At 46.9% G+C, this 25,279-nt stretch carries 20 protein-coding genes, 1 tRNA gene and 1 pseudogene; 9 read left to right on the top strand and 13 right to left on the bottom strand.

Annotated features, from left to right (window positions below):
- Nucleotides 1-69: 69 nt before the first annotated feature.
- The 5 genes from GLV81_RS05775 to GLV81_RS05795 form a co-directional block, all read right to left on the bottom strand.
- Nucleotides 70-5,367, bottom strand: a complete 5,298-nt coding sequence (locus GLV81_RS05775) for a PAS domain S-box protein (RefSeq protein WP_157477644.1) — start codon at nucleotides 5,365-5,367, stop codon at nucleotides 70-72.
- A gap of 87 nt (nucleotides 5,368-5,454) precedes the next feature.
- A complete protein-coding gene (locus GLV81_RS05780) occupies nucleotides 5,455-7,233 on the bottom strand; it encodes a PAS domain-containing protein (RefSeq protein ID WP_157477646.1) in 1,779 nt (592 codons plus the stop codon).
- Nucleotides 7,224-7,634, bottom strand: a complete 411-nt coding sequence (locus GLV81_RS05785; RefSeq protein ID WP_157477647.1) for a PAS domain-containing protein — start codon at nucleotides 7,632-7,634, stop codon at nucleotides 7,224-7,226. The genes GLV81_RS05780 and GLV81_RS05785 overlap by 10 nt, the downstream gene beginning before the upstream one ends.
- Entirely contained in the window at nucleotides 7,552-8,175 is a 624-nt protein-coding gene (locus tag GLV81_RS05790) for a PAS domain-containing protein (RefSeq protein WP_157477649.1), read from the bottom strand. The genes GLV81_RS05785 and GLV81_RS05790 overlap by 83 nt, the downstream gene beginning before the upstream one ends.
- Complete coding sequence (locus GLV81_RS05795) at nucleotides 8,163-9,137, bottom strand: PAS domain-containing protein (protein WP_157477651.1); 975 nt, start codon at nucleotides 9,135-9,137, stop codon at nucleotides 8,163-8,165. Before GLV81_RS05795 ends, GLV81_RS05790 begins: the two co-directional genes overlap by 13 nt.
- 545 nt (nucleotides 9,138-9,682) lie before the next feature.
- Between GLV81_RS05795 and atpG the strand changes: the two genes are divergently transcribed.
- The 3 genes from atpG (at nucleotide 9,683) to lysA (ending at nucleotide 12,860) form a co-directional block, all read left to right on the top strand.
- On the top strand, nucleotides 9,683-10,564 hold the full coding sequence (gene atpG, locus GLV81_RS05800; protein ID WP_157477653.1) for an ATP synthase F1 subunit gamma: 882 nt from the start codon (nucleotides 9,683-9,685) through the stop codon (nucleotides 10,562-10,564).
- A gap of 124 nt (nucleotides 10,565-10,688) precedes the next feature.
- Nucleotides 10,689-11,570 (top strand): SMC-Scp complex subunit ScpB, encoded by an 882-nt coding sequence (gene scpB / locus GLV81_RS05805; protein WP_157477655.1) that lies wholly within the window; start codon nucleotides 10,689-10,691, stop codon nucleotides 11,568-11,570.
- 72 nt (nucleotides 11,571-11,642) lie between these two features.
- The gene (gene lysA / locus GLV81_RS05810) at nucleotides 11,643-12,860 is read left to right on the top strand and encodes a diaminopimelate decarboxylase (RefSeq protein ID WP_157477657.1); all 1,218 of its coding nucleotides are present in this window, start codon (nucleotides 11,643-11,645) and stop codon (nucleotides 12,858-12,860) included.
- A 121-nt stretch (nucleotides 12,861-12,981) separates the two neighbouring features.
- On the opposite strand, the gene GLV81_RS05815 is transcribed toward lysA, so the two are convergent.
- Complete coding sequence (locus GLV81_RS05815) at nucleotides 12,982-13,230, bottom strand: hypothetical protein (RefSeq protein ID WP_157477659.1); 249 nt, start codon at nucleotides 13,228-13,230, stop codon at nucleotides 12,982-12,984.
- A 226-nt stretch (nucleotides 13,231-13,456) separates the two neighbouring features.
- Here GLV81_RS05815 and GLV81_RS05820 point away from each other — a divergent pair, with 226 nt between their 5' ends.
- Nucleotides 13,457-14,224: a hypothetical protein gene (locus GLV81_RS05820; RefSeq protein ID WP_157477661.1), complete on the top strand. Its 768-nt coding sequence runs from the start codon at nucleotides 13,457-13,459 to the stop codon at nucleotides 14,222-14,224.
- Nucleotides 14,169-16,001 carry a T9SS type A sorting domain-containing protein gene (locus GLV81_RS05825; protein ID WP_157477663.1) on the top strand — a complete coding sequence of 611 codons (1,833 nt, stop codon included), beginning with the start codon at nucleotides 14,169-14,171 and terminating at the stop codon, nucleotides 15,999-16,001. Before GLV81_RS05820 ends, GLV81_RS05825 begins: the two co-directional genes overlap by 56 nt.
- 293 nt (nucleotides 16,002-16,294) lie before the next feature.
- Here the strand turns inward: GLV81_RS05825 and GLV81_RS05830 are convergent, their stop codons facing one another.
- The 3 genes from GLV81_RS05830 to GLV81_RS05840 form a co-directional block, all read right to left on the bottom strand.
- Nucleotides 16,295-16,678, bottom strand: a complete 384-nt coding sequence (locus GLV81_RS05830; RefSeq protein WP_157477665.1) for a hypothetical protein — start codon at nucleotides 16,676-16,678, stop codon at nucleotides 16,295-16,297.
- 126 nt (nucleotides 16,679-16,804) lie between these two features.
- Nucleotides 16,805-17,263 carry a hypothetical protein gene (locus tag GLV81_RS05835; protein ID WP_197428973.1) on the bottom strand — a complete coding sequence of 153 codons (459 nt, stop codon included), beginning with the start codon at nucleotides 17,261-17,263 and terminating at the stop codon, nucleotides 16,805-16,807.
- 300 nt (nucleotides 17,264-17,563) lie between these two features.
- The gene (locus GLV81_RS05840) at nucleotides 17,564-18,382 is read right to left on the bottom strand and encodes a hypothetical protein (protein WP_157477669.1); all 819 of its coding nucleotides are present in this window, start codon (nucleotides 18,380-18,382) and stop codon (nucleotides 17,564-17,566) included.
- Nucleotides 18,383-18,682: 300 nt separating this feature from the next.
- On the opposite strand from GLV81_RS05840, the gene GLV81_RS05845 reads away from it, so the two are divergent.
- Nucleotides 18,683-20,275 carry a C1 family peptidase gene (locus tag GLV81_RS05845; protein WP_157477671.1) on the top strand — a complete coding sequence of 531 codons (1,593 nt, stop codon included), beginning with the start codon at nucleotides 18,683-18,685 and terminating at the stop codon, nucleotides 20,273-20,275.
- Nucleotides 20,276-20,337: 62 nt separating this feature from the next.
- Nucleotides 20,338-20,817, top strand: coding sequence for a DUF4442 domain-containing protein (locus GLV81_RS05850; RefSeq protein WP_157477673.1), 480 nt, complete (start codon nucleotides 20,338-20,340; stop codon nucleotides 20,815-20,817).
- A 160-nt stretch (nucleotides 20,818-20,977) separates the two neighbouring features.
- Here the strand turns inward: GLV81_RS05850 and GLV81_RS05855 are convergent.
- The 4 genes and pseudogenes from GLV81_RS05855 to GLV81_RS21680 all read right to left on the bottom strand — a co-directional run bounded on the left by GLV81_RS05855 (nucleotide 20,978) and on the right by GLV81_RS21680 (nucleotide 24,207).
- A pseudogene (locus GLV81_RS05855) lies at nucleotides 20,978-22,176 on the bottom strand (phosphoglycerate kinase).
- A gap of 129 nt (nucleotides 22,177-22,305) precedes the next feature.
- Nucleotides 22,306-23,076 (bottom strand): hypothetical protein, encoded by a 771-nt coding sequence (locus GLV81_RS05860; RefSeq protein WP_157477675.1) that lies wholly within the window; start codon nucleotides 23,074-23,076, stop codon nucleotides 22,306-22,308.
- Between the two features lie 116 nt (nucleotides 23,077-23,192).
- Entirely contained in the window at nucleotides 23,193-24,002 is an 810-nt protein-coding gene (locus tag GLV81_RS05865; RefSeq protein ID WP_425500012.1) for a type I glyceraldehyde-3-phosphate dehydrogenase, read from the bottom strand.
- Nucleotides 23,944-24,207 (bottom strand): glyceraldehyde 3-phosphate dehydrogenase NAD-binding domain-containing protein, encoded by a 264-nt coding sequence (locus GLV81_RS21680; protein WP_425500013.1) that lies wholly within the window; start codon nucleotides 24,205-24,207, stop codon nucleotides 23,944-23,946. The genes GLV81_RS05865 and GLV81_RS21680 overlap by 59 nt, the downstream gene beginning before the upstream one ends.
- Nucleotides 24,208-24,363: 156 nt before the next feature.
- Here GLV81_RS21680 and GLV81_RS05870 point away from each other — a divergent pair.
- A tRNA-Glu gene (locus tag GLV81_RS05870) sits at nucleotides 24,364-24,435 on the top strand.
- 66 nt (nucleotides 24,436-24,501) lie between these two features.
- Nucleotides 24,502-25,227, top strand: coding sequence for a ThuA domain-containing protein (locus GLV81_RS05875; protein WP_157477677.1), 726 nt, complete (start codon nucleotides 24,502-24,504; stop codon nucleotides 25,225-25,227).
- The last annotated feature ends 52 nt before the right edge of the window (nucleotides 25,228-25,279 follow it).

Genomic DNA, 25,279 nt, shown 5'->3' on the forward strand with positions numbered 1-25,279 from the left:
GCAAAACCACCTGACCATTTGCATAGTCAGGTGGTAAATTGTTGCGTTGTTGCGCCGTTTAATTGTCTTTTACTCGTATGGTACATCTACTATAATCGTAGTGCCTTTTCCCTTCGCTGTAGCCACATCAAAGTTGGCATTCATAGCTGCAGCTCTGCTGGCCATAATTTGCATGCCAATACCCTTATCAGGTGAATGTAGCAGGCTCTTTTCGAAACCAATGCCATTGTCGTGTATGGTTAAAATCAATCTGTTACCCGCTTCAGAAAGTTTAATATCGATTTTAGTGGCTTGTGCATGTTTGATGATGTTGTTGACAGCTTCCTGTGTTATCCTGAACAGGTTGGTGCCAAACTTGCCATCGTTCAGCATCAGTCCCGGATGCTCGAAGTTGACTTCCACTTTTTTGTCGAGATTCACAATCAGGTGTTCAACGGCTACGGCAAAACCATAATCATTTACTTGCTTAGGCATCAATGCATGTGCAATACTTCTGGCCTCTTGTATACCCTGATCCAACAGCTGCAGGCCATTGGTAAACTTCTCAAGGGTGCGGCCACCAATCTGATCAATGTCTTTGCGCATGGATGCTATACTCAGCTTACTGGCCACCAGTGTTTGCTGTATGCCATCGTGTATTTCATGCGAAATACGGGTACGCTCAGCTTCTGCGGCATCGTATGCTGCATTAAGTTTTTGTTCTTCGCTGGTTATTTGGTTGGTGATGTCGAAAATGATTCCGTCAATTCGCTTGTTGAGCGACGCACCTTCGTAAGACTGGAACTCACCAATTTCGTATACCCATTTGTAGCTGCCGTCTTTACTCAGCAGTCGATAGCTGTAATTGTAGCGTTGCTTTTGTTGGTAGGCTGTTTCTACGGCGAAATCAAACTTCGGTAAGTCCTCTGGATGAATGAGTTTTCGGTAGTAGATGTTTTCTGTGCCATTAATTTCAGCAGCTCTATACCCGGTTATTTCTTTGATATAATCGTTGATGAAGTTCATGTGATTGTCATCATTGTTGATGCAATTGAACACAACACCGGGGATGTTTTGGATTAATAGATTGAGCTGCTTGTTTTTCTCAATCAAATCAGCCTCGGCTCGTTTTTTATCCGATATGTCGTGTATGATTTCATGAATGACCAAACGGTTTTCAATGTGGATGAGACTACTAAAGATTTCCATTTCGCAGAGTGTGCCGTTGCTCTTTTTGTGCACCATCTCATACCGTGCATTTTTCTCTGCAAGCGCAAGTTGCATTTTTTGTCTGGTGCTATCCGGGTGCAAACTCAGGTCTGTGAGTTTCATAGACTGAAACTTATCGGCAGACCAGCCATAGAATTTTTCTGCGGCAGCGTTAGAGTCTATTATCTGGCCATCTTCAGGATTGATAAGCAACATCACCGAAGTATTGTCTCTAAACATGGTTCTGAATCGCTGTTCACTTTCAGCCAATGCCAGTTCAGATACTTTTTGTTGGGTAATGTCTTTGCCAAAACAGGAAACGCCTGTAATGTCATCATTGGCCAAAATCGGGAACATGGCCACTTCTACCCACATACTGCCTTCAGCAAAATCGTACCGCTCCTCAAATGATTTTCTGCGTTTGTTGTGCAATACAAAATCATAGTGCTCCTTCCACGAACTCTTGAATGGTTCTGGCAGTACCTGAAGAATATTGTCGCCTTTATTCAGCGCAAAACCAAAGCTTTGTTTGAAAGCTTCGCGGAACATACCGTTGATGTACAGTATTTCGTATTGATTGTTGATGGACCAAATATTATCCGAAGTAGTTTCGATAATTGCTTCCAGTCTCGATTCACTTTCTTTCAACGCTTCCTGAGCCAGCAGTTTTTCCTGCTCTACTTTTTTGCGTTCGGTAATGTTTCGGCTTACACCCAACACTTCCAGTTCACCATCCATATTCAACTGTAGCTTAGCTACTACTTCTACCCACACATGGCTGCCATCTTTGTGGTATTGCTCAATCTCCAACATTTCAGCAGGGGGTAATATGCCGGTTGCTTCATATGTTGCAAGTGTTTCCTGAATCTTGGCCGCAATTGCTTTGTAAGACTCGGGTGTCATGGATTCTTCCACAGGCTGCACCATTGATTCTGCAGCAGTATAACCACGCAACTCAATTGCACTCGGGCTTACAAAAGTTAGTGAGAGTGAGTTGATATCTAATATCCAGATGACATCGGTAGAGTTTTCGGCAAGCAAGCGGTAAATAGCTTCGCTCTTTACCAATGCAAGCTCCATGTTTTTTCTTCTGGTAATATCGGTGTCGCCACCACGATAACCTTTGAGATTTCCATGTTCATCTACAATCGGCGTTCCGGTTGTAGCCAGCCATACTTCATGTCCATCTTTGTGTACAGCTGGGTTTTCTAAATCATTGAAGGTTTCTTTATTGCGAAATACATGCTGTGTAAGCGCAATGAAGGTGGAGCGGTTTTCTTCAGGATGCAAATCGTAATAATGCAATTTGCCCACCATTTCTTCCGGGGTGTATCCCAATACTTCTGTGACTACATCGCTTACATAAGTGAAAAGACCGTTTTGATCTACTTCCCAGGCAAAGGTGTGGGAAAGGGTAGTAAGCTGAACCAGTCGTTCTTCGTTTTCACGAAGTTGCATTTCAGCAATTTTACGTTCGGTTATTTCAGTGCTCATGCCACATACCCCTGTAACTTTTCCTTCGTTGTCTTTCAGGGGAAATTTGATGCTGAGAAAATGATGGACAGCTTCGGCTGTTTCTACCAATTCTTCAACTTCTAGTATTTTGTCCGTTTGCATTACATAATTGTCGTGCTCCCGATATATTTTGGCTTGTGCTTCGCCAAATATTTCCACATCCGTTTTACCAATCACATCCTGACGGCTTTTGCCAATCATTGCTTCAAATCTTTTATTGATGGTTCTGTAAGTGCCATCCAGATTTTTTACAAAAATGAGTGAGCCCGAGTTGTCGATAATGTTCTCGAGGAAGCGTTTGTTTTCTTCCAATGAATTTTCTGTTTGCAAACGTTTCTTTACGTTGAGCAATACCTGTGTGTACAGGTGAAGGAGTTGCTGTTCTTTTTCTGAATAGTAGTGCGGTTTTCTTACTGAATCAAAACCGATAAAGCCTAACAGCCGGTTGTTATCAATCAGCGGCAGCGTTATAAGGCTTTGAATGTGTTGAGCTGTCAATACTTCTTTCAACTCTTTTTGCGAATCATCTTTGAGCAGTTGCACATCAGCTATCACAAAGGGCAATCCCTGTTTGTGCTTGTCTAACCAATCGTGCATGCCTTCTACTGAAATGTTTTGGAGATTCATTATTTCTGCACCTATGCCGTCTTCGCACCACTCGTAGGTGTTGGAGCAGGTAAGTGCATCCAAGTCATAGTCGAAAATGTATGCCCTGTCTGCCTGCACAAAACGGCCAATGGTACCCAGTGAATGATGGATGGATTGGTCGAGTTGATCCAGCGGAATATTGATGTAAGTAGTCGCAATCTCCATCAGCATTTGTTGCAATTCTGCCTGCGCTTTCAATTCTGCTTCTGCTGCTTTGAGGTCGCTGATATCGGTAAAGGTGGCAAACACCCGATCGGGCGTGTCGTCGGGATGGATGAACTCGGGTTCAGAGTTAACAATAATCCACCTGTATTTTTCCAGTTCAGGATGGAATATGCCCATTACTTTATTGTGCACGGGTTTGCCGGTCCGCAGGGTTTCCATAGCCGGATGCTCCTTGCCAGGGAAGATGGTACCATCTTCGTGAATAGAATGCCATCTGGAATCGGTAGATATTCTGCCCAGCATTTGGTCAAGGCTCAGGCCCAATATTTTTTCAGCTGCTTTATTGGCTTTAATGATATGCCCGGTTTTGTCCTGATACACTACGCCTTGCGCCATTGTGTCAAACAAGCGGCGGTAATCATTTTCACTATCACGTATTTGTGTTTCAGATTTTCTGCGAACTATGGCGTTGGTTACAATTTCTGCCAGCACCTGCAGCAGTTGTATTTCGGATGGTTTGAAAGAACGGGGTTTGCGAACTGCATCAAAGCCAATGAATCCGATATTCTTCTGATGCACCATGAGTGGCAATACCACCAATGACTGAATGCCTTGTTCTGCGAAGTGTTGGTACAGTGCCGGTGTATCTCTCAGTGCCTCAATGTTGGGTACATGATACACTTCTCCTTCATTGTGTGCTGCCAAAATATCGGCAAACAAATGCATGGGCAACGATTGCAGGTTGCCAATTTCAGGCGTAATATTTTCTGCACACCATTCATAGGTATTGCTGGAGGTACTGTTACTGTAGTCATGCTCAAATACATACGACCTGTCGGCATGTGTAGCCAAGCCTACCTTTTCGAGCATGCGGTTCATTACATCATCAAACTGTTCTACCGGTGCGTTGATGAATTCTGTAGCCAACTGCATCAGCAGATGCTGAAACTCTTCCTGATTCTTTAAACGTATTTCAGCTAGTTTTCTGTCAGTTACATCTACGGCAGTGCCTGCGTGGGCCACCACTTCACCCTCTTCATTTTTTACCGGCAGCGATTTGTTTCTTAACCATTTTATTGCTCCGTCGGGTGTTACTATCCGGTACACCATGTCAAACTCCAACGTTTCTTTGTACCGTTCGAAGTTGTTCCAAACCATTTCCCGGTCTTCCGGATGTACTGCATTGAAGAAGAAGCGTTCTTCTTCATGTAAATCAGCAATTTTTCTACCGAATACTTTTTCATAAGCGGGGTTGATGTAGAGCAGTTCTTTAAAATCTGCTGAACGGAGCCAAAACACTTCATTTACCGTTTCTGCAATCTGGCGGAAACGGTTTTCACTCTCGGCCAATTGCAATTGTGCAAGCCGTTTGTCGTGCACATCATTAAATGCAACCAGGCTGATGTCGCCAGAAATTACAAACCCGATTTCAAAGTATCTTGATTCCCCGTTTTTACACACAATGGAAACTTCCATAGGTGTTACATTGGTTTGTGTTTGCAATGCTTTCAACACTGCAGCATCCCATGCAGTACGTATGGCTGTCCGGTATTGTTCTTCGGGGTAGGCGGTTGTCCACCATTTTTCTATGTTGGGTATGTCTTCTTTTGTATATCCGGTGAGTGTACGGAAATGCTGGTTGGATAATAGTATTTCTCCTGTAGCAGAAATAGCTACCAGTCCTACAGGTGTTGCTTCAAACACCGACTTGTATTTCTGCTCACTCTCTTCCAGCAGCAAAGCGGCCTGTTGGGTTTCGGTGATGTCTCTCGAAAGGATGAGCACATTGCCGTTTTCCATCAACTGCAACTTGGCGTCAAAGTAGCGCAAGTTGTTTTCGCCCAATTCCATTTGGTATTGCCAGTTGAGTACTTTTTTTCTTTTTTCACCAATTGAAAAATCGGATCAAGAGAAGCACATATTTCTGGCGGCATTACTTCATTGAAGTTTTTGCCCATAAACATTTCCGGCGGCATCAGCAGCTGTGCTTCGCTGGAGGATTTGAATGCAGTGAATTTGCCTTCCCTGATCGAGAACGAACAGCAAGTCGGGGATGGCCTGTAGCAGTGAGTCGATGTATTGCGCCTGTGCTTTTAATTCTGTGGTAGAGTGTTGTTCTGCCGTGATGTCTGCAATTACACCAAGTGACTTAATTGGCTTTGCATTATCATCATAGAAGGTTTCGCATCTTTCATGTACATACTTTATTTCTCCCTGTTTTGTATAAATGCGATGTGTAATATCGTATGGGATTCTTTGGCTCAGATGCTGTTGGTAAGTTTTGTCTACCAACGCAGCATCTTCTTTCGGCATCATACTCATGTATTGCTGGTATACAGGAACAGGATCTGTTTCATCCATGCCAAAAATGTCGAAAACATCTGACGACCAGGTTATATGATTTTGTTCAATATTGAATGTCCAGTATCCTGTTTTAGCAATTTTCTGCACCTGCTTCAATATCACTTCCCTGGCTTCTGCTTCTTCTTTTGCTTTCAACAAAGTTTGCTCGGCCTGTACCTGCTTGGTTACATCCGTCATAATGCCAATGGTGTACAGTGGTTCACCTGTAACTTCATCAAAGTCAGTAACGCCACTTGCATTGATGTACTTAATGCTGCCGTTTTTCAAAACAATTCTATGCCTTACGTCGTATGGCGCCTGTTGTTGAAGGTGCTTTTGGTAGGCGTCATCCAACAGTGCTTTGTCGTCGGGGTGTACAAAGCTGAGGTAGAGCGGATAGGTAGGAATAACAGAGTCGGGGATGAGGCCCAAAATTTCATACACCGCATCGGACCATTGCAACTGGTTTTGCAAATAATCCAACGACCAAGAGCCCATCATGGCGATGCGTTGTGCCTGCTTTAGCAACAATTCATTTTCCTCAGCTTTGTCTTTGGCCAATTGCAATGCTTTAGTTGCCTGAATTTTTTCACTCACATCACTAAATACTCCCGCAATGGTCATTTGCCCATTGTATTCAACAAATATGGGCGTGATTTCCATTTGTAATACGGTGCCCGATTTGTGTATTACATCATACAACAAAGTTTCATGCATTACACCGGCTTCCAATTGTGCAAAGTCTTCTCTCACCCGCTCATATTCGTATGGCGGATGCAGGTCTTTGGGAGTGAGTGTATAAAACTCTTCGGGGGTATAGCCAAAGAGTTTGCAAAGGGCGTTGTTTACATACTCAAAACGATGGGTAATGTGATTGACAATGCCAACGCCTTGTGGCAGGCCGCCCATCAGGTTGTGCATGTTTACCGATGCTCTGGCTACAGCCTGCTGTGCCATACGCAGGTCGTGTACATCTGTAAATGTGATGATGTTGATTTCGCTGCCTGGCATAAAGCCCAGCTGAAAATATCGTTGCTCACCGTTTTTGCAGGTGATGTAAGCTTCAAAAGCAGTTACACTGCTGTTAGTGGCTTTTGCGTGGTTGATAGTTTGTAGCCATTCTGTCGATATTTTCTCGCGGTATTCAGCATCGGGGTAGGCATTTTTCCACCATGCTTCCGGGTTGGCCACATCCTGATAGTCGTAGCCGGTCATTTTTTTGAAACTATCGTTGCCCAGCAAAATTTCGTTTTCGCTGCCGGTAACCACAATACCTACAGGAGATGCATCATATAAGGTTCTATAACGGGCTTCGCTTTGTGCCAGCGCAATCTCCGCTTTTTTTCGGGCTGTGATATCGCTGCTTACACCCATGATGCCAATGGGTTTGTAGTTGTCGTCGCACCTAAAATTTTGGTGGTACTCTTTACCCAGATAGGAGTGCCATCTTTTCTGTACGCCTCAATTTCCATGGTCACTTCCCGGCTTTGCAGGGCAGGGTTGGCTTCCAGCTCGGCCAGTAGCTTTTGGTGTAAGGTTTTAAAAGTGTCGATAGAGTGCTGCGGAAATCTTTTTTCCAGCGGCGTGGTAAAATATTCTTCTACGGTTAGTCCATAAATCTTTTCAACCGATGGGCTTACATAACTGGCTTTGTATTGCAGGTCGCCAATCCAAACCATGTCGGTCATTTGCTCAGCAATTCTTCTGAACTTGGCTTCGTTGGTAACCAGTGTTTCTTCCGCTATTTTCCGTTGTGTAATGTCGACAAACGTCATCAGGTGATACTTTGCCTGTGAAGACGTAACCTATCTCAACATTTTTCAGGCTACCATCTTTGCACACAATAACGGACTCTATATTGGGGACGGGTGATTTTCTTTTGCCATTATTGCTCAGGATAATTTCCCAGTTCTTTTGTGCACTTTTTTTGCTTTCTACCGAGGGGTAAGCCTTTTCCCACCAATCTTGCAGGCTGTCTATGTCGTAAGGCTTGTAGCCTGTTAGTTGCTGAAATTTTTTGTTGCCCAAAAACACATGTTCGTCTTCGCTTATGGCCACCATACCCACAGGTGCATATTGTATGAGCGACTGATAGTTTTGCTGTTCTTCTTTCAGCGCCAATTCGGCCAGCCGTTGTTTGGTAATGTCCATTACAATACCAATGGTTCTCACTGGTCTACCCTGTGCATCAAATTCTGTCCGGCATTTTTCGTGCACATACTTCAGCGTTTTTTTTGCCGTGATGATTCGGAAAATAATGTTGAAGTCTGACCGGTATTCGATGTGTTTTGAAAAGGCAGTATCTACCAACTCCACATCTTCAGGATGTATACAAACTGCATGAAAAAGCTGTGGGTTGGCTCAAAATCACTACTGTTAATATCAAAAATGCGACAAGTGGTTTCCGACCATTTGATGTGATAATCCGAATGCCGGATTTCCCATGAGCCCATGTTGCCAATGTCTTGCGCCTGTCGCATGAGCATTTCACTGGCTGCAATAGTTTCCTTGGCTTTTGTTTCAAGTTCAGCAAGTTGTTTTCGTTCTGTTACATCCTGAAACAAGCCAGAAATACAGGGCCGCCCTTTGAACGAAACAATAACGGCAGAAATATCTACGGTAAAAATGTGGCCGTCTTTGTGCAAAGAATCGAGGTTGGTAAGATGGGAGGTTTTGCCCTCCAGCATGCTTGTGAATGTTTCTATTACCCGCTGTGTTTCGTACTCGGGGTGAAGCTGCACCGGCGAAAGTTGTTCAAACTCTTCCGCTGTGTAGCCAAACATGTCGCAGATGGCTCTGTTGGCGTATACAAAATTTCTTGTTTGTATATCTGCCAGCAGCATGCCGTTGGGCAGTTCGTCCATCAGCCGCTGCATATTGTCAGTAGCTTCTTTTCGGGCCTTTGATGTTTGAGCGTAGCCCGGCAATGTTTCAATAAATACAGAAATGCCCTGAGTGTCGGGGTAAATGCGGTAAGCATACCAAGCCTTTGAGTCACGGGCAGGTACTTCCAAAAATTGCTGCTGCTGTGTGCTGATGGCAGCCTTAAATGCGGTAAGAATTTCCGGTTCAAAAAAAGGATTGTTGCTAATGACGGTGTTGTTGATCATCAGCGTTTCCTTGCTTTCTCCAAGTAATGTGGCAGCACTCTCGTTGGCAAACACACAACGCAGGTTAGGGTCGAGTGCCAGGCAGGCGTCGCCAATCCGGTCAAGTGATGCTTGCAATTGCCCGAGTATGTATGCTAATGTTTCTGAGTCTCCTCGCTGGTTGGCCATTTGGCTTTTTAGTTTATAGGTTCAGTTGTTGGTGAAGTACAATCAGGCCAACGGATTGACATGCCATCATCATACGTCCGGTATTGGCAGGAGCATACATCAACCACCTGTGGGGTATAGGGTTACCCAACAGGACAGGTCCATTCTTTCTAATCAGGGGGAATTAAACTGAATCGGCAGACAGTCCAAACTAAGGCTATATACGGGGCCGAAACTCGTACAAATTAACGGCCATTCTGCCAAACATCATAGCCGTAAGGCTGTAATTCGGCTTCATTTTCGGTAAATGGCCGTCAGATATCTGTAAATGTTGTGTGTGTGGTTCGTGAATGGATACCCCTCCCTCAAGAAGTACTTAAAAATATTAAAAATTGCCGTCTCAAAACCTGCTGTAAATCAGGCCACACAAGCATTTCATCGATAAGTTTTACCCGTTGGCCAGATTGCAAAAAACCAGAATGCAAGGATGTGCACATTTGGCGCAAAAACCTTCTTGTTTCCTCACGGGCAAGCCTTACTTTTGCGGCCCAAAAGCATTAATCCGAATGAGTGGTGCATTAAAAGAGGTTCGTAACCGAATCAAAAGCGTACAGAGTACCCAGCAAATTACCAAGGCCATGAAAATGGTGAGTGCCGCCAAGCTGCGCCGTGCACAAGATGGTATCCAGCAAATGAGGCCCTATGCCAAAAAATTGCAGGAAATGCTGAGCAATATTGTGAGCAATACCGAGGTAGAAGCCGGCGGTGCCCTCACGGTGGAGCGTCCTATCGAAAAGGTATTGGTTATCCTCATTACCAGCGACCGCGGCCTTTGCGGTGGCTACAATGCCAACCTGGTAAAGCTGGCCAAAGCCACCATTCTGGAGCAGTACGCTGCCCAGCATGCCAAGAAAAATGTAACCGTTTGGAACATTGGTAAAAAAGGTTGGGAAAGCCTGAGCAAACAGGGTTTCAATACCGATGCTACCCATAAAGACATTTTCCTCCACCTCAGCTTCGAAGCCGTGCAGGCTTGTGCTCAGGCTGCCATCAACGGCTTCCTGGCCAAAGATTTCGACGTGGTAGAAGTGGTATACAGCGAATTCAAGAATGCCGCTTCACAGCGTTTTCAGGTAGAACGTTTCCTGCCCATTCCTAAAATGGAAAAGAAAGCAGGTGCTGCCAAGGCCGACTTCATTTTTGAGCCCAACAAGGAGCAACTCATTGCGGAGCTGATGCCCAAAATTTTGAACACCCAACTGTATAAGGCCGTGCTGGATGCCCACGCCAGTGAGCATGGTGCCCGCATGACGGCCATGGACAAAGCCACCGAAAACGCCGGCGAACTGCTGAAGAGCCTCAAGATCAGCTACAACCGTGCCCGCCAGGCTGCCATCACCACCGAACTGACCGAGATTGTGAGTGGTGCCGCCGCCCTGCAGGGATAAGCTTTGCCGACAGTTCGAAAAAACAACGCATAAAATTGAACATGAAGAATTGCTTTTCGGTAATTCTTCATTTTTTTGGTACCCCATTCAGCCCCGCTGATTTTACACTTTAAAGCATTCAGGCATGGAAATATCTGTGATTATACCGCATGTGGAAGCCCTCATTTTCGCCAGCGAAAAACCGGTAACCACCCTCGACCTGCTCGAACTGGTCAACAATGCCATTGCCTTTATGGAAGAGCGGGCCACCCTCGATCAGGTGGAGAGTGCCATTGAAGCCGTTCGTGAAAAATACAGCAGCGAATTTTATCCCTTCGAAGTACGGGAAAGCGGCGGTGGCTGGCAGTTCCTTACCAAGGGTACCTACCACAAAACCGTGGCCGTGCTCAATGGCGATAAGTTTTTGAAACGCCTGAGCTCTGCAGCACTGGAAACACTCGCCATCATTGCCTACAAGCAGCCCATTACCAAGGGCGAAATTGAAAGCATCCGTGGGGTAAACAGCGACTACGCCGTGCAAAAACTGCTGGAAAAAGAACTGGTGGTGATTACAGGTCGTAAAGAAGATGCCCCCGGCCACCCACTCATTTATGCCACCAGCAAAACCTTTATGGATTACTTCGGCATCAATAGTCCCGAAGAGCTGCCCAAGCTCAGCGATATTGTGCCCACTGATATGGTGATGCCCACTGCTGTAGGCGAAGCCCACATGGTAGACAGCGATGTGGAAGCCGAGCAGTCAGATGCAACCGCACCAGCCGAACATGCAACTGATGAAAACAGTGGAGAGGTAAATATGCTGGCGGTAAATGCCGATGGCGAAATGGAAGAAATCATGCTGAATGCAGAAGCCACCATAGATGCGGCCGAAGCCATAGAAGAAGTGCAGGAAGAAACCACTGAAATAGAAACGGCTGAAGAAGCTGTCGAAAACGATGACACAGCTGCTGATGCACCTGATGAAGATGCCGCGGCGCCTGCCGATGACGAACCAACACAAGCTTAATTTATTGACACATACCTGCAAACCCGCCCCACGACGGCGGGTTTGTAACAACAAGCAATCTGATACAGCATCATGAGCCTGGAACAACACCTGAGCAACGAACAGCTCACCGCCATAGCCGCCGAGTACGGCACGCCCGTTTACGTGTACAACGCCGATAAAATCACTGCGCAGTACCAGCAGCTAACCACGGCTTTTGCCGGACAGCAAGTGCGTTTTTTTTATGCTTGTAAGGCCCTTACAAATCCGCATATTTTGCGCCATGTGCACAGCATGGGTGCTGGTATTGATTGCAGCTCTATCAACGAAGTAAAACTGGCCTTGTATGCGGGTGCACAGCCCGGCAATATTTTGTACACCAGCAACGGCATTGCTTTTGACGAAATAGCTGAAGCCGTGAATCTGGGTGTGCATGTAAACATTGACAGCCTCAGCAATCTGGAAAAATTTGGTGCCCGCTTTGGCAACAGCTATCCGGTGGGTTTACGCCTTCGCCCAAACATTATGGCAGGAGGGAACCTCAAAATTTCTACCGGGCATGATAAGAGCAAATTTGGTATACCGGTAGATCAGGTGCAGCAGGTGCTGGCACTGGTGCAGCAATACAACATCCGTGTGAATTGCCTGCACATACATACCGGCAGCGAAATAAAAGACGTAGACATATTTGTGCAGGGCATTGAAGTGCTGTTTGATATTGTGCCCATGTTTCAGCATTTGCAATACATCGACCTCGGCGGCGGCTTTAAAGTAGCCTATCGTAAAGGCGAGCAGGTGACAGACATCAATGAGCTGGCAGCCAAAGTTGGTGCTGCTTTTGCCAACCATCCTAACCCCAATGGGCAACCGCTGGAAGTATGGTTTGAGCCGGGTAAATACATGGTGAGTGAATGCGGTTATTTCCTTGCCAGTGTAAACGTGCTCAAGGAAACAGCAGCCGCCACTTTTGTGGGCATCAACACGGGCTTCAACCACCTCATTCGCCCCATGTTTTACGATAGTTATCACTACATCAAAAACATCAGCAACCCTGATGGGGAGCCGAAGCAGTATGCAGTAGTCGGCAACATTTGCGAAACCGACACTTTTGCCTGGGACCGCAAACTCAACGAAGTGCGGGAAGGTGATTTGCTGCTGTTTTATAACGCAGGCGCCTACGGGTTTGAAATGAGCAGCAACTTCAACAGTCGCTACAAGCCTGCTGAAGTAATGGTGAAGGATGGAGCAGTAACACTCATTCGCCGCCGCGATACCTTTGAGGATTTGCTGCGCAATGTGGAGCCATTGTAGTGTGTTTTATTTTTCGCACAGAGGGCACAGAGGAATACAAGTTTTTTTTCGCCCATGCTGCTGTTATCATCAGCATATTACAGCGTAGCCTTGGTTTGTGTCATCAGGAACCGCTATTCAATCACTTCGGTTTTACAACATGCTGCCGGATGGCGAAATACAAGCCCAATCCGGTAGCCAGCGAGGCTATCACAATGCTTCCTTTTAGGCCAAATGTTTCGGCAAAGAAGATCAATATTTTTTGCTTGCCTATCTGGGTGCTGGATAGTTCAATAGTGGTGCCCTGTTCAATGTCGTACGCAAACGCCACCAGCAGTGCTGAGGAAATAGCGATAGCTAATGCATACAACCAGCGTTTTAGTTTTTCCATAGCGTAAAGCGCAATTTACAGCGATATGGAATTGCTTTTGCTGCTACTCGGCTTTGCTGCCTGATATGTAAATAAATTGGCGATGCATACAACCAGCCGGTATAAAATCCTGCACCCTTTTATCCAACCATTTTCCCGCTTCATCCGTACTATTCACACTGTTACGTTGGATTGCTTTACAGGCAAGCCTTTATTTATTTAAGTTTGAGCCAAATCCATTCCGGACATGACCAAATTCTACACCACCTTTTCGCTGCGGGCACTGCTGTTGTGGGTGCTCACAGGAGCAGTCTTGCAAAGCACTGCACAAACCATCACCGGCACACCGCTTACCGGCGCTATGCCTGTTACCCTCAGCGTGGCTGAGCTCAATAAAAAAGCCAATGCCATCGTTCGTCAAAACGTGGTAAAAATCAGGGAGGAGCTGAGTACCAAGCGTACCCGACAGCCCCAGGTATCGCCCGATGCCTTGCAAACCGCCAGCTTTCCAAAAGGCAGCAGCAGCCCCGTAATAGCGCAACAAAACACACAAGCCATCCATAGCAATTTTGCAGCGCTGCAAACCTATGAAACCAGCGGTGTGGTAGTAACCCCGCCCGATTGTATGGGCGATGTTGGACCTACGCAAATTTGCGTAGCCAGCAACAACCGCCTCAAGTGGTACAGCAAGCCTACGGTGTGCGATGCACCGCTTACTACCAGTACTACTTCTGGCGCACTGGCCCTGAGTGGTGCTGCGTTTTCTATTTACATTGAAGACTTTTTTGCCAGTGTGAGCAATGGATCAGAAGTAACGGACCCACATGTGCAGTACGACCGCCTGAGCCAGCGTTGGTTCATTGTGGCCATCAACACGGCTACCGCCAGCAACCGCATTATGATTGCCGTGAGCAATGGCCCCACCATCACAGATTTGACATCCTTTTCTTTTTACCAATTTGCCCACGACCAAGGTGCCGCCACAGGCAGCTCCGATCAGGGGACAGTTTTGTGATTACCCCACGTTGGGTGTCGACAAAAATGCCCTCTATATTGGAGGGTTGATTTTCAACGCTACATCGGGCAATTACATTGGCAGCAGCGTGTATGTGGTGCGCAAGTCATCTTTAACATCGGGTGGCCCGTTGGTGTTTACCCCTTTCCGCGGACAAGGCACTACCAGCTCCGGTATTTTTTGCCCGCAGGGCGTACAAAACGACGACCCTAATGCCACGCAGGGTTACTTTTTGGGTGTAAGTGCTGAGTTTTATGGAGTGCTCAATTACATCGTGGTCAATAATCCCGGTGCAACGCCCAGTGTTACCACCGGTACCATCAACGTGCCTGCCACTTCTTTCCCTATTGAAGTAACGGCACTGAATAGTACAGAGTTGCTGGATGCAGGCGACGACCGCTTGCTCAATGCGGTGCTGGTGCGAAACAAAAACAATGGCACGGCTTCTATTTGGGCCACCCACAACATTGGCGTTACCAATACAGGTGTGGCCAATACCTCGAGTGCCGACAGGGTGGCTACCCGCTGGTATTCGGTAAACGTAAGTGGCAGCACCATGACACTGGGCCAATCGGGCACTTTGTTCGACAACGCTGCCAGTAGCCCCAAGAGTTTTTGGATGGGCTCCATCTCGGCCAGCGGACAAGGCCATGCTGCAGCCGGTGCTACACAAGCTGGTGCTGCCGCAGCTGCCAACGCCATTATTGCCGGCCGCTATGCCAGCACTACGGCTGGCTCTTTGTTTGCACCGGTGCAAGTAACCAGTTACGCTGAATCGTACAACCTGCAATCGGGCGAAACCCAACGTTGGGGCGACTATTCACAAACCGTAACCGACCCCAGTGACGATATGACCATGTGGACGTTTCAGCAGTTTGTATCGGGTACCGACCGCTGGGCAGTTCGGGCTACGCAAATAAAAGCACCACCGCCAGCCGCCGTCAGCAATATGACAAGCGTTACCTGTACCGGCGACCGTACCATCAGCATTACGCTCAATGGCACTGCCGGCGCCAACTTCGCTGGTTACTACGATCCCGGTACCGATGCCAACGGACCTGGCTATGCCCGCCGCCTGGCTGTAAGCAGTACGGGTGGAGTGGTTATCAGCAATCTGAACTACGTGAGTCCCACGCAACTCAGCTTTACGCTCAACTATGCCAATGCAACGCTGGGTTCTCAGCAAACGCTTACCATTACCAACCCCGATTGCCAATCGGTAACCTACAACTATACCTTGCCCGATGGTTGTGCGCCACTGCCCGTGAGTTGGGTGAGTGTAGAAGCTGCCTGGGTAAATGCCAAAGCTGTGGTGAAATGGAAAGTAACCAACGAAGTAAACCTGAAGGAATATGTGGTAGAACGCAGCAGCGACGGTCGTCAATACACCGCCATTGGAACCGTGAAAGCTTCGGCTGCATTGGCTGGCCAATATCAGTTTACGGATGAACAAGCCGGTGCTGAAAATTACTACCGCATTCGCCAGGTAGATCTGGATGGTGCCATGGCTTACTCCAGCAGTGTATTGCTGCGCAAAGCGGGCATCAGCAAGCTGGGTGTGTATCCCAATCCTGCCCGTGAAACTGTTCGCCTGACGTTGCCTGCAGCAGCCGGTACGGTTCGCCTGCTCGATGTAAAAGGCGCAGTGCTCTACAGCAGCAAAGTGGCCGGCAACATCCTCGATCTGCCGGTAGCGGCCTATCCTCGTGGTGTGTATGTAATAGAATTTGTAACGGCCACCGCTAAAGCAGAACAAGAAAAACTGGTGTTGAAATAATCACCAACCATCATCAAAGCATTGCATAACTCCCTGCCCGTTGGCGGGGAGTTTGTTTTTGGGTGCGGCCCATGTTGGTCGCCGAACGCCGCCCATGTTGGTCGCCGAACGCCGCCCATGTTGGTCGCCTGACCAACATGGGCATTACAAATTACAACTGAATGAGCTCTTGATTCCTGTCACAGTCCGGCAGGATTGTATCATCAGTATTGGCCCGCTGTTGCGGAATAGTTGTGCTAGAAGTCGAAATTATTTGTTGGTCAGCGACCAACAAAGGCGGAGAGAGCTAACTATCAATAATTATTGTATTCATACTTAAAGATGATTGTATCAGGGCGAATGTCAATCCTAGTGATGCTTTCGAGTGGAAGGCTGTTTGAGAAATAGCCGAAAGTCTTGTCTATGGATGAATCGACCCCTTGAAAACTGAGCCCGTAGTTACCGTCAGCCTTAGGCATGCCTGTCATACTTGTTTTGAATATGACTTTCTGATTTGGTTCAATATCGACATACTTGTTTACGTCAATATCTGGTTGAATAGTCAAATTCTTGATGGTGTGTCCTGTCGAATTTGTAATCTCAAAACGAGCTTGCCGTTTCGATTTACAGGAGCAGATTAGCAAAGTGAAAGCGGTTGCTAAGGATACCATTGATAACATAGGAGTGCTCAATTTCATAGCGTCATTTTTAGAACTTATTACATTGTTCGGTTGAGATTTACGCCTTTATTGGTCGCCGGACCAACAGGGCATTACAAATTACAAAAGAATGTGCTCTTGATTCCGGACACAGTCCGGCAGGATTTAATCTTCACCACTGGTCCGCTGTTGCGGAACGCTTTCGCCAGAAGGGGCAATTATTTGTTGGTCAACGACCAACAACGGCGGAGTAATAAAGCGATTTGTCCACTTTGAATAGAACAGAACAAAACCAAGCATTAACATTGGTAGTCCATTGGCCAAATAATACCATGCTGAATGATGATTAAAAAATTGTCCTGGTGTCAAGAAAATTATTTTCAAATAATGCCATCCATCTATGTCAAACCTTTTAAGCATATAACTCAAAATAAAAACGAGCAAAGAATTCAGCCACCACCATTTTCGTTTGATGGATATTGACAAAGAGATGATGAATGCAACTAAAAGTCCTACATAAGGAGAAGTGTACATCCAGTACATGACATTTTTATATCTCGTCTCGTCAAAAGATTCTGTCTGCCATTTGTCTGTAAATACTTCGATGCCTTTCACGTCGTGCAAAAAAGAAAGTATAAAAAAGATTGAATGAAAAACCAAGTCGCAATAACGTGAATTAGAATTAGTCGCCAGTTGAGTGTTGATATACTATTAGGGTGTGTCATTTTATGATTGCTAACGTTGAAGCATTGGCGATGTGGCGATATTCTGTGTTCCGTTTGCCCGGTGCCGCTGCTGATTAAAGATACAAAAGCTCATTGCTTGTACTGATGCCAGGCGTTATTCGTCTGCCGAAACCGAAGCTGAGTGGTGAACAAAAAGCCGAGAATATATTTGTGGCCCCGCCATATTGCCAATGTAATGTTAGCTGCCTGTTTGGTCTGTCCACTGCTTTGGTTTTTGATTTAGTAAAGTGTTGCCATAGTATTCTTTGGGTCGCATTTCTGTAAACTTTTCAAAGTCAATGAAACTTATCAAGCAATGTGGGCACTTGAAAGAATTGAAATAACGAAAGTGTCCGTCTGAAGATGTTGGCAACAAACTTTCTAATTCATTCAATTTCGCTGAGTCAATTATTTCTTGCAGCTGTGTCGGCATGTTAGCAATAGCACCATAGGGAACAAGTAGTGTCTCCTTGCTGTTAGTTGAATAGAAATATTGTATTTCCGAAAAACCTGCATGAAAATGTTGCAGCGAAAATGATTTTGAGCAGTTGTCACAAACACAAATGCATCTTACAGCCGTTGGTGTAACTGTCCCACTAAAATGTAAGCCACGGTCAAAAAGTCCTTTGCCGATTAATTGTATGTTTTTGTCGTTGGCGTTTGAAAGAAAAAAAGGTTGAAATCTTACTGCTTCATAGTCTTGGTTTGTCCATTTGGGAAACGATGTGTCGCTTTTAGAAATTACGCCGTCTATCATAACAGCACTGTTGTCCAAAATACGAATTGAGCTGTGAAGAAATTGTCCTGTAAGATTTGAGTTTGCATTTAATGTGTCAATACGATATAACCGAATTAGCTGATTGTTTTCGTATACTTTAATTTCTGGTGTCGCTTCTGTCAAAGCAAAAACAGTATTAAGTTCTGCTGCCTTGCCAACATTGTCGTTGGAATTGTCAATAAAGATGCTGTCACCTTGAATGGTTAATCGTTTATTTCGTTTGTTGAAAAGTTTGAACATAGGCGGCGGTCAAATGGCAGCAATTATATAAATATATGCTACTCTTTTCAAAAAAAAGCCTAACGCAATATCATTCACAATCAACACTATTGTATTAGGCCTTTTGTCTTGTTTATGAGTACAATCCACCCGGTTATACATGTTGTATTGTTGCTGCTGTGCTACTCGTGTTCACCTTCCAGCCTTTGAGAACTCCAAACCCCAAACCAAAAACATCCAAACCAAAAACCAAAATTGAAACCGTTACCATAGTTGGCGCAGAACAAGTATTTTGCTGACTCATCCTTTCAATTTGCAACCATGCCCATACGAATGGTAGATGATCCGCAGGATCCCAACGAATTCAACGACAACAGTGGTGGTGGACGCTCCGGTGGCCGTGGCGGAGGAGGTGGTGGCGGTTTGCTCAACCTGTTGCCACTGCTGCTCATGTTGTTTCGCAAGCCCGGTGGCCTGCTCATTTTGGTGTTGCTCGGCGGAGCCTATTTTCTGATGAACCAGCAGGGTTGTGGCGGCAGTTTTTTACAACAGGCCGCCAGCGCTTTTAGTACGGGCGGCATGCTCAGCAAGCAGGAGTTTGCCAAGGCTCCGGTGTACGAAGGCCTCAGCGATGATGATGTACGCAACCCGCTGCCAGAGTATGTATCGCTGGCCAAGTTTGCCCCCGACAGGCAAAACCAGGGCCGGCAGGGTAGCTGTGTGGCATGGAGCAGTGCCTATGCGGCACAAACCATTCTCATGAGTGCCAGTACGGGCATCAATCCCAATCAGTTAGCTTTTAGTCCGTCGTACATGTACAACCAAATTGGCCTCGATGGTTGCCAGGGTTCGTACATCATTCGTGCCATGGAGCTGATGCAGCGCAAGGGTGGGGTGCCGTTCAATAATTTCCCTTACGATGAAACCGATTGTAGCCGCAATCCGCCCACGTCGCTGGATGCATTGGCGGCTGCCAATAAAATTCATGGCTTCAACCGCCTCACGGGTTCCGATGCGCCGGAAGGCATCAGCATTCGGGCCATTAAAGAGCACCTGGCTTCGGGGGCACCGGTGGTGATTGGCATGATGGTGGGCGGTAGTTTTATGGAAGGCATGATGGGCCAGAAAGTATGGCAGCCCTCACAAAGCGATTACAACCAAATGGGTTTTGGTGGCCATGCCATGAGTGTGATTGGCTACGATGATAAACTGGCTGGCGGTGCTTTTCAAATCATGAACAGCTGGGGGCCGGAGTGGGGCGAAAATGGCATTGGCTGGGTACGCTATGCCGACTTCAAAGAGTTTGTGCGGGAAGCCTACGGTATGGATCCGTTGCCACAGCAGGGCGCCGCTTTGCAGCAGGCTTTCGATTGCGAAATAGGATTGGTACAGGTAAACGAGCAAGCGAAACCTGCAGGCTATATTCCGTTGCGCAATGCAGGCAGCAATGTGTTTACCAGCAATACCATTGCCAAAGGTTCCCGGTTTAAAGTGGAAGTAAAAAACAGTACCGAATGTTATGTGTACGTGTTTGGTCAGGAAGTAGATGGCAGCAGTTATACCTTGTTTCCGTATCCCACAAAAGAAGATGTTACTAAAACAGCTTACACAGCCTATTGCGGCATTACCGGTTATCGCTTGTTTCCCAAAAACAAGAGTATGATGCCCGATAGCATTGGTACCAAAGATTACATCGCTGTTGTGGTGAGTAAAGAAGAATTGCCTTGGTACGAATTGAATCAGAAAATTTCTACACCCCGCAGCAACTATGCCAGCAATGTTAGTAACGCACTACGGAGTTATGGCAGCGCTTCGTTGCAGGTAAGCAGCACCGGCAATGGCAACCTGCGCTTCACCGCCGATGCTGGTGTCAAAGGCGTGGCATATGCTGTGATAGAAATCAATAAGCAATAAAAGGAATGAATGGTTGTTTCACTTGTCAACCTACCAACCTACCAACTTTCCAACTATTCAACATGTCCTTCCATCAATTTCAACAAACCGCCAATCATCGCTTCAAGTTCGGCTTGTTTATGTTGTATAAACTGCCGAGTGCTTATTTCTGTGGGGTGCGGTTGCGCAGCATCACCGAAAAATCGGCAGTAGTGAGTGTGCCCTTCAAATGGCTGTCGCAAAATCCGTTTCGCAGCATCTATTTTGCCTGCCAGGCCATGGCGGCCGAAATGAGCACCGGTGTGCTGGCACTCGGCCACATACACGGCCGCAAGCCTGCCGTGAGTATGCTGGTTACGTCTATCAAAGCAGAGTTTGTGAAGAAGGCTACTGAGCGGATTTATTTTACCTGCGACGATGGCGAAGCCATGCAGCAATGTATAGAAGCTGCGCTGGCTTCGGGTGAAGGCAAAACATTTACCGCTACCAGTACCGGCCGCACCAAAGACGGTGAAATAGTGAGCCGCTTTTGGGTAGAGTGGAGTTTTAAGGGGAAAAGTTGATAGTTGATAGATGACAGATGATAGTTGGTAGTAGAGAGCATCAACAGGTAATGTCATGCTGACGAAGGAAGCATCCCTCCGTACATTTCCCCCTCCGGGGGCTTAAAAAAAGCGACCAGTACTGGTCGCTTTTTTAGTTGTATAACGTGCTTGTATTTGCTTATTTGATGGCAGCAATGCCGGGCAATACTTTTCCTTCAAAATATTCGAGCATGGCACCACCACCGGTGCTGATGTAGCTCACTTTATCGGTGTAGCCAAACTCATTCACCGCTGCTACGCTATCGCCACCGCCAACGAGGCTAAAGGCGCCGTTAACGGTGCTTTCAGCTACAGCATCGGCAATGGCTTTGGTGCCGGCCTGAAACTTTTCCATTTCAAACACACCCATGGGGCCATTCCACAAAATGGTTTTCGATTTGCGAATCACTTCTGCAAATACACCGGCAGCTTTTGGGCCAATGTCGAGGCCCATCCAGCCATCAGGAATGGCGTCGCTAGGCGTAACGTTGGTGTTGGCATCAGCGGCAAATTTGTCGGCAATCACACTGTCTTCTGGCAGGTGAATGCTTACACCTTTGCTGTGGCTTTGGCCAGCAAATCGGTAGCTGTAGCAATGCGGTCATCTTCGCACAAGCTGCTACCGATTTTGCCACCACGGGCTTTCATAAACGTGTAAGCCATGCCACCACCAATGATGATGTCGGTAGCACGTTCGAGCAGGTTTTCGATGATGAGAATTTTATCACTCACTTTGGCACCACCAATGATGGCGGTAAAAGGTTTTTCGCTTTGGTGCAATACTTTTTCTGCAGCGGTAACTTCGCCTTCCATCAGCAGACCAAACATTTTTTTGCCGGCATCAAAGTAGTCGGCAATAATGGCGGTGCTGGCATGTGCACGGTGAGCAGTACCAAAGGCATCGTTTACATACACATCGCCAAGCTTGCTCAGTTTGGCTGCAAACTCTGGGTTGCCTTTTTCTTCTTCTTTGTAAAAGCGCAGGTTTTCGAGCAGCAGCACTTCGCCGGGCTGCAGCATCGATGCGGTGAGGTAGGCTTGTTCGCCAATGCAATCATCGGCAAACAATACTTTGGTGCTGCCGCCCAGCAATTCGCCGAGGTGAGCTACCAAATGCTTCAATGAGTATTTGGCTTCGGGACCTTCTTTGGGGCGGCCGAGGTGACTCATGAGAATAACGCTGCCGCCATCGGCTAAAATCTTTTGAATAGTAGGTAACGCTGCCCGCATACGGGTATCGTCGGTAATGGCTTGTGTTTGCTTGTCCAGTGGTACGTTGAAGTCAACACGGATGAGGGCTTTTTGCCCGGCAAAATTGTGTTGTGAAAATGCTGACATAGGTCAATGCGGTTTTACGGTTCAAAAATCTTGTGCGGCCTTTGCAGGCTTGTTTGCTTGTGGCTGCAACAGGTTGTTTACAGCATCCGCAAGATAAACATGTTGCCTCAGTATCAAGGCTGACAAATATTAGTTTGCTTCCTGCTTTTCCTTGGCTTCAACAGGTGGTGGCAGGTGTTCCATTTTTTCAATCAGGCCAATCAATTGACGAATGCAATCGAGGTTGCGTTCGAAGCGGTTTTCTGCACTTGATAAAGTGATTTTGCGCAGCGCAGAGCTGATGTACATGTAGCCTTGCGTGGCTTCGCTGCTGTTGTAAAAACAGGCATTCCATGTATCCAGTTCATCTGAGTATGCCATGCGTACGCCATTGCTGTACGCCATCAAAATGGGCTCAGGAAACCAGCTGGTAGGCAGTACGGAAACTTTATTGTTCAAAGCAAATTTGTAAAGGGCTTCCTGAAAATGCAGGTAACTCAACGTACGCTGTTTAATTGCTTCTGCAGATTCTGGTGCTTTGGGTGCAATGCGCCAACTGTTGGCTGAAAATTTTACCGGATCGGCCTTTCCTTCATTGCCAGCAGGCTCCAGCGTCAACACCGATTCTACTTTTTCCGGGTCCATGGTCGGAGTGCGGAATTGCTGCACCTGCAGCTCATCTCCCGCAAGGGTTTTGTACAGCCAATAGCAATCCATCTGTTCCAGATTGCCCTTGCGAAAATGCAGCTCAATGGTTTTTCTGGCTTTGTTGTGCATCCAGCTACCACTATCGATGCCGGTGCTACCTGTAACGGTGTAGCTGCCATCGTTGTAAAATCGATACATGCGGTTGCCGTTGCCCATTTCGGTGCCTGCGGGTGAAGCCACCGTTTGCAGCCACCAAAGCTGTTCCAGCTTCATGTTTTTATTGTTTGGCATCAGGTTACAGCCCAGTAAGCTAATGCAAACAAAAAGGCTGCCGATGATGCGGCAGCCCTTGTATTTCCGGTAAAGAAATTGCATACAGTCTATCAGAATTACTTGCTGATGAGTTGAGCAAAATAATGAACAGTGCGAACCAGTTGGCTCACGTAGCTCATTTCATTGTCGTACCAGCTTACAGTACGTACCAGCTGTGTATCGCCTACGGTTTGTACACGGGTTTGAGTACCGTCGAACAGGCTACCGTAGCTGATACCGATGATGTCGCTGCTTACGATTTCGTCTTCAGTATAACCAAAGCTTTCGTTGGCGGCGGCTTTCATAGCGGCGTTGATTTCTTCTACGGTTGTCTTTTTACCCAACACAACAGTCAGCTCAGTGAGAGAACCGGTGAGGGTAGGTACACGCTGGGCGCTACCGTCGAGTTTGCCTTTCAGGCTGGGCAGAACCAGACCAATGGCCTTGGCAGCACCAGTGCTATTGGGCACAATGTTTTGAGCAGCAGCACGGGCACGGCGCAGGTCGCCTTTAGCGTGGGGTGCATCCTGAGTATTCTGGTCGTTGGTATAAGCGTGTACGGTGGTCATTAAACCGTTTACAATGCCGAAAGTATCTTCCAACACCTTGGCCATAGGAGCCAGGCAGTTAGTAGTGCAGCTGGCGCAGCTGATGATGGTTTCGCTACCGTCCAGGGCATTGTGGTTTACGTTGAACACGATGGTCTTCGGATCGCCGGTGGCAGGAGCGGAGATAACCACACGCTTGGCACCTGCAGTCAGGTGAGCTTCGGCCTTGGCCTTATCTGTGAAGAAACCGGTACATTCCAGTACCACGTCTACATCGTGGCTACCCCAAGGGATATCGGCAGGATTCTTTTGTGCGTAAATTTTGATCTCCCTCACCATTCACGGTGATGTTGTCTTCGCCTGCTGTCACCGTTTGTTCAAAACGGCCCTGTGCACTGTCGTACTTCAGCAGGTGAGCCAGGGTTTTGGGGCTGGTTAAATCGTTGATAGCAACTACATCGATACCTTCCATATTGTAAATCTGGCGGAAAACCAGGCGGCCGATTCTGCCAAAACCGTTGATGGCTACTTTTACTGTGCTCATAGTATTTTGTTTGTGATTGTGTTGTTTAAATGCGTCGCGAAGGTAACTTATTGGTCGCACTTTTGGAAGTTGTTAAAAGATGATAAATATCAGCGAAAACGAAATTTTTTTGGTTGAATGAATCAGCCCCCTATTTTTGCACTCCCAATCGAAAATGGCTCGTTGGTCAAGCGGTTAAGACGCCTCCCTTTCACGGAGGAATGACGGGTTCGATTCCCGTACGGGCTACAACAGAAACCTCAGCATTTGCTGAGGTTTTTTGTTTGCTATCTTAGGCCCAAACCATCTGGGCTCATGCAACTTTTCCGATTCCTATTTGCAGCCTTTCTCTTTGTGGCAGTCTCTGCACCGGCACAATCACTCAAGGGCAAACGCTTGCTTGTCTTTTCCAAAACGGCAGGATTTCGGCATGCGTCTATTTCGCAGGGCAAACAACTGTTTTTGCAAATAGCTGCCAGCGAAAGATGCAAAGTAGATACCACCGAAGATGCCGGCTTTTTTACCCCTGAAAAATTGGAGCCATACGATGTGGTGGTTTTTTTGAGTACCACCGGCGATGTGCTCAATGCCGCACAGCAATCGGCTTTTCAGGAGTACATCCGCAGTGGTAAAAGCTTTTTGGGCATCCATGCCGCCACTGATACCGAATACGATTGGCCATGGTTCAATCAGTTGGTGGGCGGCTATTTCAAAGACCATCCCAAGCCGCAAACGGCATCGTTCATCAACCTCGACAGCAACCATCCCGCCACCAAATTCTGGCCGGCTGTGTTTTCGAGATTCGAAGAAATTTACAACATCAAATCATTGCAAAAAGACCGGTTGCATTTTGTGCTGGCTGTTGATGAGACCTCCTACACAGGTGGCAATATGGATGGCTTTCATCCGATGGCCTGGTGCCATACATTCGAAGGGGGGCGGGCCTTTTACACAGCATTGGGTCATCATCCCGAAACCTACAGCGACGCTGATTTTCGCCAGCATATTTTAGGCGCATTACAATGGTTGCTGCAATCGTAACCTGAGAGGATATGATTTATCTCACTCGGCAAAACGGGCGACATTCCTTAAT

Origin of the sequence: Phnomibacter ginsenosidimutans (assembly GCF_009740285.1) — a bacterium.
In the GTDB taxonomy this organism is placed as follows: domain Bacteria; phylum Bacteroidota; class Bacteroidia; order Chitinophagales; family Chitinophagaceae; genus Phnomibacter; species Phnomibacter ginsenosidimutans.